The sequence below is a fragment of the Pseudomonas sp. F1_0610 genome (genome assembly GCF_047470865.1).
GTDB lineage: Bacteria > Pseudomonadota > Gammaproteobacteria > Pseudomonadales > Pseudomonadaceae > JAZDRH01.
Genome location: NZ_JAZDRH010000023.1, coordinates 1 through 19,631 on the forward strand (window position 1 = coordinate 1; position 19,631 = coordinate 19,631).

A 19,631-nucleotide genomic window follows, 5' to 3' on the forward strand; every position below is an offset into this window, starting at 1 on the left:
AAATAAATCATTTAATTTTTCTCGCATAAGCTTATTGGTTTTATATAATAATATTTTACAAAAGCTGTAGAGCCTGAATAATCGACCCCTCTATAAAGATAAGAATCAATTCTAATAAAATCGTCCGTTTTTTCATCTCGAAATATAGTTTTTTCAAACTCTGGCAAATCACCTCGATTAATAAAATAACAACAATCATTTAATAAAACCACTTCACCTGCAGGAGCACCAACCAGGTACGAATATTTATTATTTTTTATTGATAAATCAGCTTTACTTATGCCTCCCCTTTGAATTTCTTCAAAAAAACCATCAAATAAATAGTCATTAATCCTTTCTTTTGAGTTTTCAAGATAATTTATTAATTCTTTTTCTTTACTTGGTATAGATTTAAAAGCTATACACTCATCTTTACCATCGCAAAATCTTCTATCCAAAGGCCCATTAACCTTCCCTTCGTAGTATAAAAATAATCATGCAAATAATTTGATAGAATATCCTTATAAGCGTTTTCCTTGTCACCAGAAATACAAGTATCATTATACTGATCCCAGAAAACTATATCCTTCACAGGGCTACTATTGTCATTATTAACGCCTAGCAAAAATCCAAAAAAAATAAAAAACATAATAGAACATGTTAATATTATTTTAAATATTTTATTCATGCTTTACCTTTTAGAAGTTTATGCCTTAGAAAAATGACCAATTATAAAACTGTACATTAACTGAACATTCGCTAAAATCAAGTTACGCGCTTATACTAAAAATTACTTATCCTAACTATTTATAACTACAACTAAGTAGATATCGAAATATTAGTGATTAGGAAATGCTAACTTCTGTTGCGATACATATATTTTCGTTAATAGCACAAACTATTCAATAACGTTCTAGCTGCCTGGCGATTGTACACAGGCTTAATTCTTATAATAGGCCTATTCTGATCATAATTAACTTATCAATCCTAAGCTCATAGTATGGCAGTCAATATTTTAGCGAGCCGTAATTTTTTAATAAATCCTTATAAGCTTCTAGCATTAAAGTTAATTTTTCAGAAATTAATGCTCTAGTAGTTATAGATTTAATTAACTAATGGAGCACTATTTGTTCCAATGTGCATTGCAGGGCAATATGTTCGATTTTTTGTTTGGTTGTTAGCGGCAGTTGGCTGGTGCGATCAACAATATTTTCCATCTCAGATTCTGGATAAATCTCACTTAACTTTGTATAAACACAGGAACACGTCGGTTCATCATAACCATCTACTGCTAAGCAGGTTTTTAAGAAACGCTCTTTTGGGGAACTGCAAGCACTCAAAAAAAGCATTGACACTCCAAGTACTGCTGTCAACAAACGCATAGTTTGATCCTTACTGGCTAACTCTTGGCAGTATGTAAGCTTTTCCCAAGAAAAACTGTAAGCTAGTGCAAACTATACAAAATCCATCACGAAGAACAGCTCAATGGCTGTGCTTTTTCTGTATCTGGCGGCGGCATACACCACTTAAACCATTCTTCTTTTGATAAAAAAGGCGACTGACAAACAGCATGTAGCTCAGAAAATACTGTGTTATCTCCCTTTTCTGCGGCTTCAATGACCTGTTGCAGATAGTAATTTCGTAAACTATAACGCGGATTAAAGGCTTGCATAGCTAAAAGCCGTGTTGTCTCGTCTAAGTCTAGTTTGGTAACTTGCTGTGTATAGGCTGCCGCCCAACGAGAAAAAGCAGATCCATCTACAAAATCATCAGCTAAGCCTTCCAGCGCTAAAGCCAAAGGCTCCTCACTAAGCCGCCTGAATAAATTGTTATAGTCAATTTGATTTTGCTGCATTTGTTTAAGTAAATCGCTAATAATCGCAGCGGCCTGTGCGTCATTGTGCATACCTAAACGTTGGCACATTAATGATTGGTAGCTTTGCTGAAAAATATTCCAATAGCTTGCTAAGGCTGTTTTTAATTCTTCTATGGCGATTTGTTGAGTAAAGGTTTCAGCCAAAGCTGTTAGGTTCCACAAACCTATTTCTGGTTGCTGATTAAAAGCATAGCGCCCTGTTGAATCCGACTTATTGCAAATATAGTTAGCTTGATAGTCATCTAGAAAAGCAAAAGGCCCGTAATCAAAGGTAAGTCCTAAAATAGACATATTGTCAGTATTCATTACACCATGGCAAAAACCAAAAGCTTGCCAGTATGCAATAAGTATGGCCGTACGTTCTATAACTTGCTCTAAAAAAGCTAAAGCTGGCTGAGGTTTGTGCAAACATTCAGGATAATGATGCTTCAATACATATTCAGTCAGCGCTGCATGCTCATCAAATTGACGACTGTAATAAAAGTACTCAAAATGTCCAAAACGAATATGGCTTGGAGCAAGGCGCAAAAGGCTGGCTGCGGTTTCTACTTGTTCACGCCAAACCTTGGTACTTGAGCGCGCTAAGGCTAAAACCTGAGTCGTAGGCACACCTATTGCTTGCATATACTCACTGACTAAAAACTCGCGAATACTGCTGCGCAATACTGCCCGTCCATCACCCATACGCGAAAACGGCGTTAAGCCTGCACCTTTTAAATGTAGCTCGATAATCGTTTGATCCGGCGTTTGCACTTCAGCAACTAACAATCCACGCCCATCACCTAAACGTGGGCTATATCCTCCAAACTGATGCCCTGCATAAACCATAGCAAGCGGTGGATAACTCTCCCATTGCCAAGTGCCAGCACAAAGTTGGCGGAGCTGTTCTTGGCTAGCCGTGTTATTTGTAATGCCCAATAGCTGCAAGCCCGATGGGCTTAAAGCAAGTAATTCAACCTTATCTAATGCTGTAGGCTGCACCTGTGCAAAAAACGCTCCGCCTAAAGTAGCGAAGCGTGGAGTAACTAAAAGCTGATCTAATAACATAGAACTACTCAGGCCAGTTTGTTGGGAGACTCCAGCTGAACTTCCTGTCCTGCATTATTTTTAATAAATACATCTAACTGATTAAATGCCATGTCAATATTGTGTTCTCGGAATAACACTACAAGACGGTTTAGCATTTCATCTGTTGATAGATTTCGATCACCTAATTCTCGCACAAAAAAACGTACTTCATGATCAAAGGTGCTCGCAGAAATGCCTGAGAACACAATACTTGGCGCTGGATCTCGTAAAATACGTGGGTTTTCTTTTAGTGCTTGCTGAATAAGCTCGCGCGCTTTTGGCAAATCAACTTCATATGCAAAACCTATAGTTAACACAATGCGTGTTACTGAGTCGGTCAATGTCCAGTTGGTTAAGCTGCCTGTTACAAAGGTTTTGTTGGGAATAACCATTTCTTTGCGATCAAAGTCTGTAATTGTCGTAGCACGTATGCGAATACGACTTACTGTACCTGATTGCCCTGAAATAGTTATCACATCACCGATTCGAATGGGGCGCTCAAACAGGAGAATAATGCCTGATACAAAGTTGGCAAAAATCTCTTGCAAACCAAAGCCTAAACCTACCAATAAGGCAGTAACTAGCCATTGCAGCTTATCCCAAGTAACGCCAAAGCTAGCAAAAAACAATGCCGCACCTGAAGCAATAATGGCATAAGACAAGATTGTTGTTGTCGCATAAGCACCACCTTGCACTAAGTTCAGTCGCGATAGCACCAGCATTTCTAATAAACCAGGTAAGTTACGTGCTAAGGCTATAGTTACCACCGCCACAATTAATGCGCCAAATAAGCTGCGTAAGGTAATATTTTGAAGGCTAGCTGCATCGCCTGAACCCATCATTGTTTGGTAAAGCACAATATTGTCTAAATAACTCATTACACCTAGTAGATCGACCCAGATCCAATAAAGGAATACAAAAAAACCTGCCCATAGCGCCAACATAAATAGGCGTAATGATTGCTGATTAATTTGACTGATCTCTAACCTCGGCTCTTCTAGTACTATTTCATTATCGCCTTCTTTTGCTTGCTGCGCTTGGCGGTCCTGTAGCGCTCTGTGCCAAGCTAAACGACGAGCAGCAACGGCTAAACCACGTACAATTGTTGCTTCTAAAACAACCCAAACAACAACGAGTGTTAAGGTATCTATCAAGCGGCCGGTTAACTGGAGTGTGGTGTAGTAATATCCCATTACTAAGGCACCAATAAGAACCAAAGGCACGCTTGCAAGGGCAACACCAACAAGGCGTTTAAAGTGGCTTTTTTTCTCACCTTTATAGGGCAACAGTGCAATCTGTACGAGGATAATGCCCATAATAAATAGGCAAGCAACAAGCAATAAAAAACCAAGCACATCATGCTCTAGCATATTTGGATGCTGCTGAGCCAAACTAACAATGGCTACTAAAATAATTAAACTGGCTGTTAACCAATGTATTTTGCGTCGCAAATACCCAACCATATCAGCAGCCCAATGAAAATGGCGTACAGCAATACCATCTTCAGCTAAAAGCCGGCCAAAACTGTTAAAAACCAGCCAAATAAGTGCCATTTCAAAAAAAGCAGCAGCAAAGCGATTCGTGAAATCATTACCATCTAAAATTAGGCTTACCCCTGCAAGGGCAAAAAATAAGCTCAGTGGCAATGCTAAATACACGGCATATAAAATACATTTTGGCGTAAGTAGCTGCGAATCATGACGTAGATGCCCTACTTTCTTATTTAATTGCTGCAAGCGCTCGGCTAACTTTTTACGCTTAATAATTAAAAAGCTAATAACGAGAAAGAAAGGCAAGAAAATCCAAGGTTTGCTCATCCACGCTGAGGTTAATTGCGTTGAGTTTTTTTGCACAGGTAGGTCAACCCATTGCTGCACTAACTGCTGAGGAAGATTCTTTATCCATTCCCAGTTTAATGGCTTATTACTTGGAATCCAGAACATTTGCTCATCTAAGGTTTTACTTACAGCTGCAACTGATTTTTCTAACTGTTGTTGCCCCAGCTGTAGGCTAATAGCATCAGATAAGAATAGATTAAGCTCTCGGTTTAAGCGATCCAGTAATGTGCTGCGTACACTTATAAGATCTAACAACGCAGCCTGTAACTGTTGATCAGCCACCCCTCCAGACTCTAATATTTTTTGATTAACAAACTCTTCAGGTTTGCTAATCTGCTCGCGCATTTGGCGCAGAGTAAATTGGTACAAACGAACATCTGCAATATCATTAGCAATGCTTTTATCGACACTCACCTTAGGCAAAGCTAGGCGTTGCTGATAGAGAATTTTCGACAGTAATAAACTGCCTTTAAGTACATTAATCTGCTCATCCAATGCTGATTCAATTTGTTTTACGGATGCCAGTTGTTGATTCACCTTTAAACTTTGCTGAATCAAAACATTACGTTTTTCAGTAGTTTGCAACAGGTAGTCAGAAAGCTTCAGGTTAAGCTTGCTTTCCAAGACTAATAGATCATTATTGCCAGCCTCGGTTAATTGCTGAGATTGTTCACGTACAGTTTGCTCAGTCAGTGTTTGGCGGTTGCGGCTGATTAATTCTTGTAGTTGTTGGCTATACAGTTCTAAACGTGTTACTTGTTCTTGATGAAGGTCGCGCTGAGCACTACTTAGATCTTGTAGTGTGTTATTACCAGCCAATTCTTCTTGGCGCTGTAAATCACGCATTTCTAGAGCTTGACGCTCTGCTCGTAAGCTATCTAACTTTTCATCTGTTTGTACACGCGTGCCCTCTTTTGAGCTTTTAATGATTGCTGCAATTTCTTGTAAACGCAGTAAATTGCTATTTATCTCTACTTGGGCGCGTTCTGGACGTGTCTGAGCTAGCACATACATTGCGTTAGCTTGACTTAAATTATTTTGAGCTATACTTAGCTCTTGGCTATAGGCAGCTGCGGCTTGTTCTTGCTCTTCGAGCGTCTTATTAGCGTATTGCTGTACGATAAAGTCTTCAGGTCGCTTTAGCAATTCTTGTAGTTGTTTTCGCGTATTTTCTAAGGTAGTAGGAGCCTCTAGCAGCTGCTTAGCTAAAGCTTCACGCGCTTGTGCAGCTTCTTGTTCAGCTTGTAGCCACGTCAAGGCTTGTTTTAAATTTTTCTGGGCCGCAACAAAGTCGGCTTCTGGCAGATTACGTGACTCTAGTGTATCTAGTGCTTGCTGCACGGCTGCTTGATCGACAGCCCAAGCTGAGGATATAAAGCAAAAACAGGTAAGCATCCCTATAAGATAGGCCTTTAAACGTAACATAGCCTGAAAGTCCTTTGTAAACTCTATAAAAATGCAGGTTTAAACTGTTTACCCTCAGGTAAGCGCAAACCCACTTTAGTAATTTTGTCATCATCCATTTGCGCCACAGTCCATGTACAGCCTTCCCATTCAACCTGGTCGCCGACAACAGTTTCACCGCCCACTTTTTCTAGCATAAAGTTAGTCAGTGTGGTTTGAGGTTCTAAGCTACCTAATTCAAGGTTATAAATAGCGGCAACTGCACCTAACTGTGCTTCACCTTCCAAGATAAAGTCACCAAAGAAGCGCATATCTTTACCACGCTCTGGTGCTTCACTAAAGAGTTTACCCAAAGAAGGTAAATCTGCTTCATGGCCGATAACGCATAAAATATCATCTGCATCTAAACGTGTACTACCGCTAGGATGTAACAAACAGTTATTTCGGAATAATGCCGCAACACGGGTACCTTCTGGCATCTTTAATTCACGCAAAGGCGCACCAATACACCATTTTTCTTTACCCAAACGATATACAAATAACTCCCACTCACTGGTTGGGTACACTTCCAATCCTGAACGTGAGATAGGCGATGGTGCGGGAGGCACTTCAACTTTAGCTTTGCGTGCCGCAAAACCTAAGGTTGACCCCTGTAGTAAAAGTGAAACTAAAACAATAAAGAAGGCCACATTAAAGAATAGTTGCGCATTTGGCACATCATTCACTAATGGGAATACCGCCAAAACCACAGGAACCGCACCACGCAAACCTATCCATGAAATAAAAATACGTTCTTTTAAAGCAAAGTTACGAAAAGGCACAAGACTTGCAAACACAGCTATTGGGCGAGCCACCAAAATCATCCATAAAGACAGGAGTAAGCCAGGTACAATAATAGGTAATAACTGATGTGGTGTTAACAACAGACCTAAGACCAAAAACATACCGATTTGTGCTAGCCATGCTAAGCCATCAAACATATTCAAAATGCCTGAACGATGACGAATTGGACGGTTACCTAACACTAAACCACAAACATAAACCGCTAAAATACCACTACCGCCAATGTAACCCGAAAAAGCATAAATCATCACACTGCCAGCCACAGCAAGCAGTGGATACAGTCCTTCGTCAACCTTAACATGATTTATTAATTGCAACAGTAACCAACCGCCACCTAACCCAAGCGAAATACCAATACCAAATTGCTTAACCAGCTCAACAATAAAATCTAAGACTAAGGCTGACTCAAAACCAATGCCTTGCAAAATAACTTCAATTAAAGCCACAGTTAAAAACATGGCCATAGGGTCGTTACTACCTGATTCGATTTCCAAGGTAGAGCCAACCCGTTCATTTAATCCTTTTCCATTCAGCAAGTTAAATACAACTGAGGCATCCGTAGAGCCTACGATGGCGCCAATCAACAAACCTTCTAATAAAGATAAATTAAACAAGTAGGCTGCGCCAAAACCTGTAATAGCTGCAGTAATTAAAACACCGAAAGTGGCCAAAGAGAGGGCTGGGGATAAAGCCACACGGAACGTCTGGACGCGGGTGCGCATACCGCCATCAAGCAAGATCATGGCCAAGGCTAGGTTACTGACAAAATAAGCTACACGGTAATTGTCAAATACAATACCGCCAATACCATCAACCCCTGCTAGAACACCTACACCAAGAAAGGTAACCAATACAGGGACGCCAATTTTGGTCGAAATAGAGCTAATTAAAATACTAACTGCAACTAATAAGCCACCAATTAAGAAAATACTGTTAGTAATATTTACGTCCAAAACCCTTTCCCCTGTCTTGACCTGTACACACCCAAATGCCTTTGATTCTACACATTTCATCTGATGATGTGTCGGTAAAAATCCATGCATCTCAAAATGTTACGATTTAACTATAAAGTGACTCTAGATATAGCTTCCTGCTCTAAATAAATGATAGCCATTCACAGAGGTTGATATGCAAACTAACTGCGCAGTTCTTGACTCGGTTTTTAAGTCCGACATTCCCCTTACTCATGCATTAGATATACGTGTCCAACAATGGCAAAACCAACAACTGCAACTTAAAATCCCACTAGCACCTAATACTAACCATAAACAAACCATGTTTGGTGGCAGTGTTTATTGTGCTTTAACCTTAGCAGGTTGGGGTTGGCTATATCTGCGCTTAAAAGAGGCGCTCATTACTGAGGGAGAAATTGTAATTCATGGCGGCAATGTAGAATATCCTGCCCCTGTAAATTCCGATGCAATTGTGACTTGTAACCCACCAGACGAAGCACAATGGAAAAAATTTGTAACACTCTTTCAACGCCGAGGTCGAGCACGCTTAACGTTAATCAGTGAAATACACACAGCTACAGGTGAACTTGCTGCACGCTTAGAAGGGCAATATGTACTCTACAAATAAGTGCATATAGCCCTTGAAAAAATATCTGCTAAAATTACTGCTTTTGGTGATGATGTGTTAACTGCAGACGTAGTGATTATTGGTGCTGGAGCAGCAGGATTAATGTGCGCATTAACCGCTGCTCAACGAGGACGCAAAGTACTGGTTATTGATCACGCTAACAAGGCAGGCAAAAAAATTCTCATGTCAGGTGGTGGGCGCTGTAACTTTACCAATCTTGACATTCAAACCTCAAATTTCCTGTCTCAAAACCCGCATTTTTGCAAGTCTGCGCTTGCCCGTTTTACCCAGTGGGATTTTTTGGAATTAGTAAATCGCCATCACATTGAATATCACGAGAAAAAGTTAGGGCAGCTATTCTGCACTAACAAAGCCAGTGATATTTTGCAAATGCTCCTTGATGAGTGTGAACAGGCCAATGCACAGATACAACTAAAAACCAGCGTACAAAAAATCAGTCCTGAAACGAGCGGTTTTATGCTAGAGACAAGCCGTGGCGAAGTACGCTGTGTGTCACTGGTAATTGCCACAGGTGGACTTTCCATCCCTACATTAGGTGCTACAGGTTTCGGTTACCAAGTAGCCCAGCAATTTGGCCATCAGCTCATCCCCACACGTGCAGCTCTAGTTCCATTTACCATTACAGATGGAAAACTTAAAGTGCTTTGTGAAACGCTAAGTGGAACTTCTATACAAGATTGCGTTGTCAGCTGTAATCATCAAAGTTTTTGTGAAGATATTTTATTCACTCATCGTGGATTAAGCGGCCCTGCTATTTTGCAAATATCTTCTTATTGGCAAACAGGTGATACCCTCTCCATCAACCTATTACCTAAATTTGACTTACTATCTTGGCTACCTGAACAGCAGCGACTACGCCCTCTTACTGAGTTAAAAACACTGCTCAGTGAGCTATTTACAAAAAAAATGGCAACGCTGATATGTGACTTATGGTTTACAAACAAACCACTGCGCCAGCTAACCAATACAGAAATTAAACAAATCGCCAACAAACTCAATGCTTGGCAGTTAATTCCTGCTGGTACCGAGGGCTATCGAACGGCCGAGGTCACCCTAGGAGGCGTTGATACGCAAAATATTTCTTCAAAAACGATGGAATCTAAACTAGTTAAAAATCTGTATTTTATTGGTGAAGTGCTTGATGTTAGCGGCCAACTCGGTGGTTTTAACTTTCAGTGGGCATGGGCAAGCGGTCACGTTGCTGGAAATATTGTGTAAAATTTTGACCTAGCCAGTTCTCAAACCCAGATAAAAACTACTATAATTGATGAGTTTTTACCCAAACTTAGCAATATTGCTATTAATTGATATACCTAGATAAATTGCTGGCTCGAATCACTAGCAATCAAGGAAAAAAATATGAAATTTGCAATGAAGCCTATTATCGTAGCCGGCCTAAGCTCTCTATTGGTTGCTTGTGGTGGTGATACCGATGTACAAAACATGTCTGCAAAAGATCTGTACATGAAGGCGAGTGAAGTATCAGCGGCCAAAACAGCTAAATACAACTTTGCTGTAGACGCAACCATCAATACACCACAACCAGAAGTTGGCCAAATTCTTGTAAAAGCCAAAGGTGCTCTTGACCTTTCTGCGCTAAAACTAGAAGCAAACCCAGAAATCACTTTTTCAATGTTCAATGTTAAGTTACCAATGAGCATTGACTTCAACAAGCAAAGCGCTTTAGTAGACGTTACTAGCCTACTTCCTGTAGTAGCCATGATGGCACCCGAAGCAGCGGCTGGTTTAGAAACTTACCGCAACAAATTCGTACGTTTTGATGCTAAAAAACTAGGCTTACCTGAAGCTGAAGCGAGCAAAATCAAAACTGGCATTTCTGAAATCATGGATATTGCGCTTACTTCAAGTTTAGAAGCACAAGCAAGCCTAGACGAAGCGCTATTCAAAAAAGAAGCGCTAGACGAAACTGCTAAGCAATTAGGTGCAGACTCTGTAGTCACACTAACTATGGACGCAGCGCAAGCTAAAGCATTAGATGAAAAAATGAACAGCCTAATGCAAAACAAAATTGAGAAAAGCACTTCTCTACCAGCTGAGTTCAAAGAAGGTGTGTTAAACGGCCTTAAAGAAGCACAAGCAAATAAAGACACTACAAACAGCAGTAACACTAAGCTATACCTAAAAGAAGGCAAAGCACTTCGCCAAATCACTAATGCTCAAGTAACTGTTGATGGTAACAAAATGGACATCGCAGCTACTATTGACTTTAGCAACTATGGCAGCCCTAAGTTTGAAATCAATCCTGCTGAAAGCAACATTGTTGACTTCAACATGATGGACGCAATGGGCGCAGCAGCTTTAATGCAATAAGTTATATTCTAAGCTACAAAAACACCCGCTAAATGCGGGTGTTTTTATTGAGCTAGCTGTTAATTTACAACTCAATATCCATTTTCTTCATTTCAGATTCAATACGATTAATATTTTTATCTAGCTCAGGAAGCAATTCTGTTTTTGCCATAGCTACTAACTCGGTAAGCGCTTTTACACCTTGCTGGCGAGATTCTAGTGCACCTGTAGTTGCCTTGGTATGATTTAATTTAACACCTCTTACAAACTTTTCGGTACTAAACAAAATCGTAGGACTTAAAGTCAAGGCAGTAGGTGATTCAACCATGTTATTCCAAATAAACAAGCTATTCTCTAACGGAAACACTGCAAAAGTGCCTTCTGCTTTCTTAGCTTTTTCAAGAAATGCCTCAGTTGCTAGCACATTTTGTTCTACTTCGTATTTCAAAGATTTCTGTAAATAATATGCATTTTTCTGACTAACAATATTTTCAAATTGTACAGCCTGCTTAAAACCTTGGGTTGCTGCCAAATAAACACCTAATACGGTAGCTAATAAAATAAAGACTTGGCTAATCCAAAAACTTGGTTTTTTTACCTCATTAGATGCGTTTGGCGTAGATACAGCGACAGCTTCGGTTTTCACTTTTGATGTAGTGGTCATTTTTCATCCTTGATAGCTGGATTAAATATAAAGAAACAAACTTAACGCACATTGTAGCTATTAATCTAATTTTTGCTAAAAAATATGGACTGGATAACATATTTTCTTCTCTATTTTTACAACACATTTACTTATTCAAGGATAAAAACTGCTGCTGTTTCTTGGCTCAATTCCTAGTAAAATGCTCAAATATTATCCAGTTGATTAGATTTTCGTTTACAATACACCGCATTATTTTGAGAACACCTAGCTTCAGACCACTGACGCGCTAACCTTGTGCCATTCTCTTTTTAGCTTGGTACAATTCGTTTTTGCCTTACATTCCGAGTTTTAGCATGACAACCCCGTTTCGCCCTGAGCTTCTATCACCTGCTGGTACACTAAAAAGCATGCGCTATGCTTTTGCTTACGGCGCTGATGCGGTTTACGCCGGTCAGCCTCGCTATAGCCTGCGCGTGCGCAATAACGAATTCGACCATGAAAACCTTGCCTTGGGAATTAATGAAGCCCATGCTCAAGGTAAACAATTTTATGTGGTGGTCAACATCGCGCCACATAACGCCAAGCTCAAAACCTTTATTCGCGACTTACAACCTGTGATTGATATGAAGCCAGACGCGCTTATCATGTCTGATCCTGGCTTAATTATGCTAGTTCGTGAGCATTTCCCTCAGCAAAATATCCATCTTTCAGTGCAGGCTAACGCAGTGAACTGGGCGAGCGTGGATTTCTGGCATCGTCAAGGCTTAACCCGTGCCATTCTGTCACGCGAGCTATCTCTTGATGAAATAGGTGAAATTCGCCATCAAGTTCCTAATATGGAACTGGAAGTATTTGTGCATGGTGCGCTCTGTATGGCGTACTCTGGACGTTGCTTGCTGTCTGGCTACATTAATAAACGTGACCCAAACCAAGGCACCTGTACTAATGCCTGCCGTTGGGAATACAAAACACACGAAGCTAAGGAAAACGAAGTCGGCGATATCGTGCATAAGTACGAGCCTATCACTAGCCAGAAAGTTGACCCTACATTAGGTGTTGGTGCACCTACTGATGAAGTATTCTTGCTTGAAGAAAGTAATCGCCCTGGTGAATTTATGGCGGCGTTTGAAGATGAGCACGGCACTTACATCATGAACTCAAAAGATCTACGTGCAGTACAGCACGTAGAACGTTTAGTGCAAATGGGCGTGCATTCTTTAAAAATTGAAGGTCGCACTAAATCCCATTATTACGTAGCCCGCACAGCTCAGGTTTACCGGAAAGCTATCGACGATGCCGTAGCAGGTCGCCCTTTTGATATGTCGTTAATGGATACGCTAGAATCGCTTGCACACCGCGGCTACACCGAAGGTTTCTTACGTCGTCATGTGCATGATGAATACCAAAATTACGAGTACGGCTATTCTATTTCTGACAAGCAACAGTTTGTTGGTGAAATGACAGGCGAACGTCGCGGTGAATTAGCTGAAGTTAAAGTAAAAAACCGCTTTAGTTTAGGCGACCGCATTGAGCTCATGACGCCACAAGGTAATGTCAACTTTTCATTAGAGCATTTAGAAAATCGCAAAGGTGAAAAAATGGATGTCGCACCAGGTGATGGCCATATGCTCTATCTGCCTATTCCTGAAGGCGTACAACTAGAACATGCATTACTAATGCGCCATCTATCCAGTGGCGCCAATACGCGAAACGGTAATTAATCGAATAAAGGTCACCTTGGTGGCCTTTGTTTTTTTATACAATACGATTTTATTTCTGCTTTTATTCTAAAAAAAGGCTATGCACGAAGATATTTCTCACCTTATTAATGGTTTAAATGACGCTCAACGCCAAGCAGTTACGGCGCCTTTAGGCCCTATCCGCGTACTTGCAGGCGCAGGCTCTGGTAAAACGCGCGTATTGGTGCATCGTATTGCGTGGCTAATCCAAGTAGAGCAGGTTTCACCTTACAGCGTGCTCGCTGTAACCTTTACCAATAAAGCTGCTGGCGAAATGTGTGAGCGTATTAACCAGCTTCTTGAACAGCAGCCTGCAGGAATGTGGGTAGGTACTTTCCACGGTTTAGCTCACCGCCTACTACGTGCCCATTGGCAAGAGGCACAACTGACGGAAGGCTTTCAAATTCTTGATAGTGATGACCAAGCACGCTTAATTAAACGCGTTATTAATGAGCTTGCGCTTGATGATCAAAAATGGACTGTACGTGATGCCCAGTACTTTATTAACGGGCACAAAGACCAAGGGCAGCGCCCACACAATATTCAAACCACTGGCGATTATTTTGCAGCTACTTGGGTAAAGGTTTACACCGCTTATGAAGAAGCTTGCAAGGCCGCTGGGGCTATTGATTTTGCAGAGCTATTGCTACGTGCGTTGGAATTATTACGAGACAATCCAAGCCTGCTTGATCACTACCAGCGTCGCTTTCAGAATATTCTAGTGGACGAGTTTCAAGATACTAACGCAGTACAGTATGCATGGCTACGTATCTTAACTGGGCAAAACAATCAAAGTTTTATGATTGTAGGCGATGATGACCAATCTATTTATGGCTGGCGTGGCGCTCAGATTGAAAATATCCAACGTTTTACCCAAGACTATCCTAATGCTCAATCCATTCGCTTAGAGCAAAATTACCGTTCTACCTCAACGATTTTAAAAGCAGCCAATGCGGTAATTAGCAACAACCAAGAGCGTTTAGGCAAAGAGCTCTGGACAGAAGGCGAACAAGGCGAGCCTATCCTGCTATATGCGGCTTATAACGAGCAAGACGAAGCACGTTATGTTGTGGAGTGTATTGAACAAACAAAACGTAAAGGCGCTGCCTTTAATGATATGGCTATCTTATACCGCTCAAATGCTCAATCTCGAGTATTAGAAGAAGCGCTACTACGAGAAAAAATTCCCTATCGCATTTATGGTGGTCAGCGTTTCTTTGAACGTCTGGAAATTAAAAATGCACTTTGTTACTTGCGCCTTCTACGTAGCCGTGATGATGATGGTGCTGTAGAGCGTATTATCAACGTGCCTGCCCGAGGTATTGGGGAAAAAACCATAGAAGCTATTCGTGATACAGCCCGCAGCCAGAATGTATCTATGTGGCAAGCCATTCACCTATTGCTAGAACACAATGCCCTAGCCAACCGCGCAGCAAAATCTGTTAGTGTTTTTGTTGAATTGATTGATAACCTCGACGCAAAAACTAAAGGCACGCCGCTGGATTTAATGACCCAAACAGCCATTGAATACACAGGTTTACTAGAATACCACCGTGCGGAGAAAGGCGAAAAGGGCCAAGCTCGAGTAGACAACCTTGCCGAGCTGGTTAACGCCGCCCGCGCTTTCCAAGCAGACTTGCCAATTATTCCTGTAGAAATTCTAGCCCAAGGCCTAGATAACAGTGGCGACACGGAATACAGCAACATTGAGGATCTTCCACCGCTTGTTGCTTTCCTGGACCAAGCGGTATTAGAGGCAGGCGAAACTCAGGCTGAAGAATTTGAAGACAGCGTGCAGCTAATGACCTTGCACAGCGCCAAAGGCCTAGAGTTTCCTTATGTATTTTTAGTCGGCTTAGAAGAAGGGCTCTTTCCCCATCAACGCACCCTTGAGTCTGCTAGTCAATTAGAAGAGGAACGCCGTTTAGCCTATGTAGGTATCACCCGTGCCATGCAAGAGCTGGTTATTACTTACGCAGAGGTTCGTCGTCAATATGGCAAGGAAACAACAAATAAAGTCTCACGCTTTGTACGTGAAATTCCCGCAGAATTGATGCGCGAAGTACGCATGAGCAATAGTATTAGCCGTGCCTATAACAACAGCTCAACGACCAGCCAAATCTTTGCAGGGACTGCCGTAGCCGACTCTGACTTTAAATTAGGCCAACTAGTCAGCCACCCTGTTTTTGGTGAAGGCGTGATTCTCAACTTTGAAGGTTCAGGCGCACAAGCGCGTGTACAAATAAACTTCCATAATGAAGGTACAAAATGGCTAATGTTAGCTTACGCCAAACTATCTAACCTATAACTACTCAAGTACTGCCGTGGCTAAACGCTTTTCATCAATAAACGACGGCAGTATTAACAAAACCTTAATCAAAAATAACTAAAAATAACTTTAATTCCATAGAGTTACCTGTAACCTACGCAAGGTGATACAGTAATTATTACCTTAAACATAAACTCTCAGAGAAAACTTGCATGCAACGTTTTTTAAGTATAGCTCTAGCCTTATTTATAGGACTTTCTTTCAGTTTTGACGCTGACGCACGCCGCATGGGCGGTGGTAAATCATTCGGTACAGCGCCGAAACATAGCCAAGCGCAACAACAGCGCCAACAACAACACCAAGCCGCGCCTAACACACCCGCTGGTAAAAAACCTGGCATGCTCGGTGGAATGGGTGGCATGCTAGCTGGCCTTGCCATGGGTGGTTTACTGGCTTCCTTATTTATGGGTGGCGGTTTTGAAGGACTAAAACTCCTCGATATCCTTATTTTTGCAGCTATTGCGTTCTTTGCATTCCGTTTCTTCATGGCACGCAAAAAGGCACAAGCACAACCTGCTACAGGCCCTATCTCTAATACCTACGCACGCCAAGCTCAGCCACAATCTATTTTTGGCGCAAGCCAAGCAACACCTGTTGCACCTACTATTGATGCACCTTCATGGTTTAATGAAACCTCTTTCTTGGAAAACGCACGTAAACACTTTATGGCATTGCAACAACATTGGGATGCTAACGAAATGGATAAAATTGCCGATTTCGTGACACCTGAAATGCTGTCGTTCTTAAAGCGTGAACGTACGGATCTTGGCGATGGTTTTCAATCAACCTACATTGATCAACTCGAAGTCTACTTAGATGCGGTTGAAACCTTAGATGATATGACGGTAGCCTCTGTAACCTTTACTGGTATCGAAAAGACTTCTCGCTTTGATCAGGGTGAAAACTTTAATGAAAGCTGGCGTTTAGAGCGCGTACATGGTGACAACCAACCGTGGTTAATTGCTGGTATCCGTCAGAACCCATAACACTTTAGTCTAAAACCCGTTATCATAGGCGCGCCAACAACGCGCCTATCTTTTGTGAGCGTCAAACGTGGAAGAAGTTATAGATGAACTTCGTGAGCGCAACGAACCCGTGCCTGTGCCACTGGAGTTGCCCGACGAAGAAACCTTGGTAGAGATTCAAGAACAGATTCTTATACATCTGCCCTTTGCCTTGCGCGAATTTTTACTCACAGTAAGCGATGTTGTTTTTGGCCATTTAGAGCCTGTCACAGCAGCTGACCCTCACTCACACACCTACCTACCAGAAGTAGCGGCGAGTGCATGGGATATTGGCTTGCCACGTTACTTAGTTCCAGTCTGTGTTGATGGCGATATTTATTATGCTGTTGACCCAGAAGGTGAAGTTTTAGCTTGGGATGCTAGCTTACAAGACTTCACTGAGGAAAGCTGGGAAAGCGTTTGGCACTGGGCTCGTGATGTTTGGTTAAACACTTATTAGTCTAAAACAACGAGAGAATTATGGTTGAACCTGGAGCTTCATCCCTTAGCATGACCGTCTTAATGACGCCTGACAAAGCTAACTTTTCCGGTAACGTGCACGGTGGCACCTTGCTTAAATATTTGGACGAAGTCGCTTATGCCTGCGCTAGCCGTTACGCCGGAAGCTATTGTGTAACGCTTTCTGTTGACCAAGTTATGTTTCGCCAGCCTATCTATGTGGGTGAGTTAGTTACTTTCTTAGCTAATGTAAACTATACAGGTCGTTCTTCTATGGAAATTGGTATTAAAGTCATTACTGAAAATATCCAAGAAAAACATGTACGACACACCAATAGCTGCTTCTTTACCATGGTTGCCATGAAAGATGGTCGCCCTGCCGAAGTACCACCATTGAACCCTACTACTAACGAAGAAAAACGCCGTTTTATGCAAGCGCAAGAACGTCGCGCACTGCGCGCTGAGCTGGATCAGCGTTATCATGCAATAAAACTAGAAAAGAAAGATACTGAATAAGCAAAAGCCCGCATAGCAAATACTATGCGGGCTTTTTTAATTTTGGGTGTACTGCATAAATTACAGTTAAGTAGCAGTTAGCTATTTGATTCTATTTCTTGTACTTGCCCACCGCGCGCTAAAAACGCTTCCATCGCCTTAGCCAACTCATCACGCTCTTTTTGTTTTGCTTCTACTGAGGGTAGCGCTTCCTCATCAATAGTACGGCTTTTGCTACTACGACTTGAAGCACTGCTGACTACAACTTCATCGTCATCACCGTCATCTGCAGCCGCTACTTCTTCCTCCTCAGCAACACTTTCTAAAGACTCCGTCTCATCATCTTCAGTAATGTCTAAGTCATCTTGGTCTAAATCGTCATCGATCATAGATATAAAACCTCTACTGTGAATAAATCATTTTAAGCATCCACTATTCTCTATTTGTCACTTAGCAGCCTAAAGCCTGCAAGTTAAGCTGTTCTAGTCTCATAAAAGGGAATAGATCTCTGGATGGCGCGCATTCTAGTGCGAGTGCGCAAAAATAACCATGCTTAAAACACTCGATCTTTATGCGTTGAATAATGCAAGAAAGTGCAAGCGAAAAAAAGCATATATCACGAAAAAATGAGGGCGTTTTTATACAAAAAACACCCTCAAACAGTTTATTCAATAACTATAGGTTATATCCGCGTTCATTATGTTCAGCAAGATCTAAACCTTGTTCTTCAACTTCTCGTGTCACACGCAGACCTATTGTTTTATCAATGATTTTTAGCAACAAGAAGCTGATTAACCCACCATAAACTACAGTTACAGCGATACTTAAAAACTGCACCCACACTTGATGCGCAATATCTGTCACATCTCCGAAGCCACCCAAAAGCGGAGAGGCAAATACCCCAGTTAGTAAGGCGCCAACAATACCGCCTACGCCGTGTACACCAAACACATCTAACGTATCGTCATAACCTAGTCGGCGCTTCATAGCCGTCGCTGTCACAAAGCAGATCAAACCTGAAGCCACACCAATTACAATAGCGCCCATAGGTCCTGCCGTTCCTGCTGCTGGTGTGATAGCTACTAAGCCCGCAATAGCCCCAGAAGCTGCACCTAATGCACTTGGCTTACCATGCACCCACCATTCAACAAAGATCCAAGCTAACACCGCGCTAGCGGTTGCAATTTGTGTTACTAGCATAGCCATACCTGCAGCGCCATCGGCAGCTGCGGCTGAGCCGGCATTAAAGCCAAACCAGCCAATCCATAGCATTGCAGCTCCCACCAAGGTATACCCCAAATTATGTGGTGCCATGCGAGCTACCGGATAACCCAGGCGCTTACCTACCACTAGGCAAGCCACTAAGCCTGCAATACCAGCATTAATATGTACTACTGTACCACCTGCAAAATCTATCACTCCCCATGCATCCATTAATGCGCCATCGCCACCCCACACCATATGAGCAATAGGCAAATACACTAAGGTAAACCAAAAGCCCATAAACAGCAGCATAGCTGAGAACTTCATGCGCTCTGCAAAGGCTCCAACAATTAATGCTGGGGTTAAAATCGCAAAGGTCATTTGAAACACAATAAACACTGACTCAGGAAAAGTACCCGTCAAGCTATCTAAGGTTAATTGCTTTAAAAACACATTTTCAAAAGAGCCAATAAAGCTATGCAGATTGACTACACCTTCCTGCATACCTGTTGTATCAAAGGCTAGGCTATAACCATAAATAATCCAGAGCAGACTGATTACAGCAGTAATACAAAAACACTGCATCATCACAGAAAGCACATTTTTAGCGCGCACCATTCCTGAATAAAACAATGCTAAGCCTGGAATAGTCATAAAAAGAACTAAGGCGGTTGCAGTTAACATCCATGCAGTATCACCGCTATTTAACTCGGTTTGCGCAAATGCAAAAGAAGGAAACATAGACAATAGGGCAGCAGGCCCTGCTAATTTTAGCAAAGTCATAAAAGTTACTCCTGGGGCGAGTAAAAAATTCGGGTTTTCTAATGCGCAGTAAG

General features: G+C 41.7%; 16 protein-coding genes. 8 read left to right on the forward strand and 8 right to left on the reverse strand.

What is annotated here, in order from left to right:
• Nucleotides 1–11 precede the first annotated feature (11 nt).
• The 5 genes from VQ643_RS12175 to VQ643_RS12195 form a co-directional block, all read right to left on the reverse strand.
• A complete protein-coding gene (locus VQ643_RS12175) occupies nt 12–437 on the reverse strand; it encodes a hypothetical protein (RefSeq protein WP_414200066.1) in 426 nt (141 codons plus the stop codon).
• A 654-nt stretch (nt 438–1,091) separates the two neighbouring features.
• Nucleotides 1,092–1,361, reverse strand: a complete 270-nt coding sequence (locus VQ643_RS12180) for a hypothetical protein (RefSeq protein WP_414200067.1) — start codon at nt 1,359–1,361, stop codon at nt 1,092–1,094.
• 86 nt (nt 1,362–1,447) lie between these two features.
• Entirely contained in the window at nt 1,448–2,902 is a 1,455-nt protein-coding gene (locus VQ643_RS12185) for a protein adenylyltransferase SelO (protein WP_414200068.1), read from the reverse strand.
• Nucleotides 2,903–2,910: 8 nt separating this feature from the next.
• Nucleotides 2,911–6,186 (reverse strand): mechanosensitive channel MscK, encoded by a 3,276-nt coding sequence (gene mscK / locus VQ643_RS12190; protein WP_414200069.1) that lies wholly within the window; start codon nt 6,184–6,186, stop codon nt 2,911–2,913.
• Nucleotides 6,187–6,209: 23 nt separating this feature from the next.
• Complete coding sequence (locus VQ643_RS12195) at nt 6,210–7,961, reverse strand: potassium/proton antiporter (RefSeq protein ID WP_414200070.1); 1,752 nt, start codon at nt 7,959–7,961, stop codon at nt 6,210–6,212.
• 175 nt (nt 7,962–8,136) lie between these two features.
• Between VQ643_RS12195 and VQ643_RS12200 the strand changes: the two genes are divergently transcribed.
• From VQ643_RS12200 to VQ643_RS12210, 3 genes are all read left to right on the forward strand, one after another.
• Nucleotides 8,137–8,589 (forward strand): YiiD C-terminal domain-containing protein, encoded by a 453-nt coding sequence (locus tag VQ643_RS12200; RefSeq protein ID WP_414200071.1) that lies wholly within the window; start codon nt 8,137–8,139, stop codon nt 8,587–8,589.
• A 54-nt stretch (nt 8,590–8,643) separates the two neighbouring features.
• Entirely contained in the window at nt 8,644–9,828 is a 1,185-nt protein-coding gene (locus tag VQ643_RS12205) for an NAD(P)/FAD-dependent oxidoreductase (protein ID WP_414200072.1), read from the forward strand.
• 141 nt (nt 9,829–9,969) lie between these two features.
• Nucleotides 9,970–10,941, forward strand: a complete 972-nt coding sequence (locus VQ643_RS12210; protein WP_414200074.1) for a hypothetical protein — start codon at nt 9,970–9,972, stop codon at nt 10,939–10,941.
• A 64-nt stretch (nt 10,942–11,005) separates the two neighbouring features.
• Here the strand turns inward: VQ643_RS12210 and VQ643_RS12215 are convergent, their stop codons facing one another.
• A complete protein-coding gene (locus VQ643_RS12215) occupies nt 11,006–11,584 on the reverse strand; it encodes a hypothetical protein (protein ID WP_414200075.1) in 579 nt (192 codons plus the stop codon).
• Between the two features lie 335 nt (nt 11,585–11,919).
• Between VQ643_RS12215 and yegQ the strand changes: the two genes are divergently transcribed.
• The 5 genes from yegQ (at nt 11,920) to VQ643_RS12240 (ending at nt 17,613) form a co-directional block, all read left to right on the forward strand.
• Nucleotides 11,920–13,287 carry a tRNA 5-hydroxyuridine modification protein YegQ gene (gene yegQ / locus VQ643_RS12220; protein WP_414200076.1) on the forward strand — a complete coding sequence of 456 codons (1,368 nt, stop codon included), beginning with the start codon at nt 11,920–11,922 and terminating at the stop codon, nt 13,285–13,287.
• A gap of 79 nt (nt 13,288–13,366) precedes the next feature.
• Nucleotides 13,367–15,613, forward strand: a complete 2,247-nt coding sequence (gene uvrD, locus VQ643_RS12225; protein ID WP_414200077.1) for a DNA helicase II — start codon at nt 13,367–13,369, stop codon at nt 15,611–15,613.
• 173 nt (nt 15,614–15,786) lie between these two features.
• The gene (locus VQ643_RS12230; RefSeq protein ID WP_414200079.1) at nt 15,787–16,620 is read left to right on the forward strand and encodes a Tim44 domain-containing protein; all 834 of its coding nucleotides are present in this window, start codon (nt 15,787–15,789) and stop codon (nt 16,618–16,620) included.
• Nucleotides 16,621–16,687: 67 nt separating this feature from the next.
• Nucleotides 16,688–17,098: an SMI1/KNR4 family protein gene (locus tag VQ643_RS12235; protein ID WP_414200080.1), complete on the forward strand. Its 411-nt coding sequence runs from the start codon at nt 16,688–16,690 to the stop codon at nt 17,096–17,098.
• 20 nt (nt 17,099–17,118) lie between these two features.
• Entirely contained in the window at nt 17,119–17,613 is a 495-nt protein-coding gene (locus tag VQ643_RS12240; protein ID WP_414200081.1) for an acyl-CoA thioesterase, read from the forward strand.
• A 77-nt stretch (nt 17,614–17,690) separates the two neighbouring features.
• Here VQ643_RS12240 and VQ643_RS12245 read toward each other — a convergent pair whose 3' ends face one another.
• Both VQ643_RS12245 and VQ643_RS12250 read right to left on the reverse strand, forming a co-directional pair.
• A complete protein-coding gene (locus VQ643_RS12245) occupies nt 17,691–17,981 on the reverse strand; it encodes a hypothetical protein (protein WP_414200082.1) in 291 nt (96 codons plus the stop codon).
• A 286-nt stretch (nt 17,982–18,267) separates the two neighbouring features.
• On the reverse strand, nt 18,268–19,578 hold the full coding sequence (locus VQ643_RS12250; protein WP_414200083.1) for an ammonium transporter: 1,311 nt from the start codon (nt 19,576–19,578) through the stop codon (nt 18,268–18,270).
• Nucleotides 19,579–19,631: the final 53 nt, after the last annotated feature.

Bases quoted from the DNA above. Each gene is read 5' to 3' on its own strand.
- VQ643_RS12245 (WP_414200082.1), bottom strand. From the start codon at position 17,981: ATGATCGATGACGATTTAGACCAAGATGACTTAGACATTACTGAAGAT.
- mscK (WP_414200069.1), bottom strand. From the start codon at position 6,186: ATGTTACGTTTAAAGGCCTATCTTATAGGGATGCTTACCTGTTTTTGC.
- VQ643_RS12185 (WP_414200068.1), bottom strand. From the start codon at position 2,902: ATGTTATTAGATCAGCTTTTAGTTACTCCACGCTTCGCTACTTTAGGC.
- uvrD (WP_414200077.1), top strand. From the start codon at position 13,367: ATGCACGAAGATATTTCTCACCTTATTAATGGTTTAAATGACGCTCAA.
- VQ643_RS12240 (WP_414200081.1), top strand. From the start codon at position 17,119: ATGGTTGAACCTGGAGCTTCATCCCTTAGCATGACCGTCTTAATGACG.
- VQ643_RS12180 (WP_414200067.1), bottom strand. From the start codon at position 1,361: ATGCGTTTGTTGACAGCAGTACTTGGAGTGTCAATGCTTTTTTTGAGT.
- VQ643_RS12210 (WP_414200074.1), top strand. From the start codon at position 9,970: ATGAAATTTGCAATGAAGCCTATTATCGTAGCCGGCCTAAGCTCTCTA.
- yegQ (WP_414200076.1), top strand. From the start codon at position 11,920: ATGACAACCCCGTTTCGCCCTGAGCTTCTATCACCTGCTGGTACACTA.
- VQ643_RS12215 (WP_414200075.1), bottom strand. From the start codon at position 11,584: ATGACCACTACATCAAAAGTGAAAACCGAAGCTGTCGCTGTATCTACG.
- VQ643_RS12200 (WP_414200071.1), top strand. From the start codon at position 8,137: ATGCAAACTAACTGCGCAGTTCTTGACTCGGTTTTTAAGTCCGACATT.
- VQ643_RS12230 (WP_414200079.1), top strand. From the start codon at position 15,787: ATGCAACGTTTTTTAAGTATAGCTCTAGCCTTATTTATAGGACTTTCT.
- VQ643_RS12250 (WP_414200083.1), bottom strand. From the start codon at position 19,578: ATGACTTTGCTAAAATTAGCAGGGCCTGCTGCCCTATTGTCTATGTTT.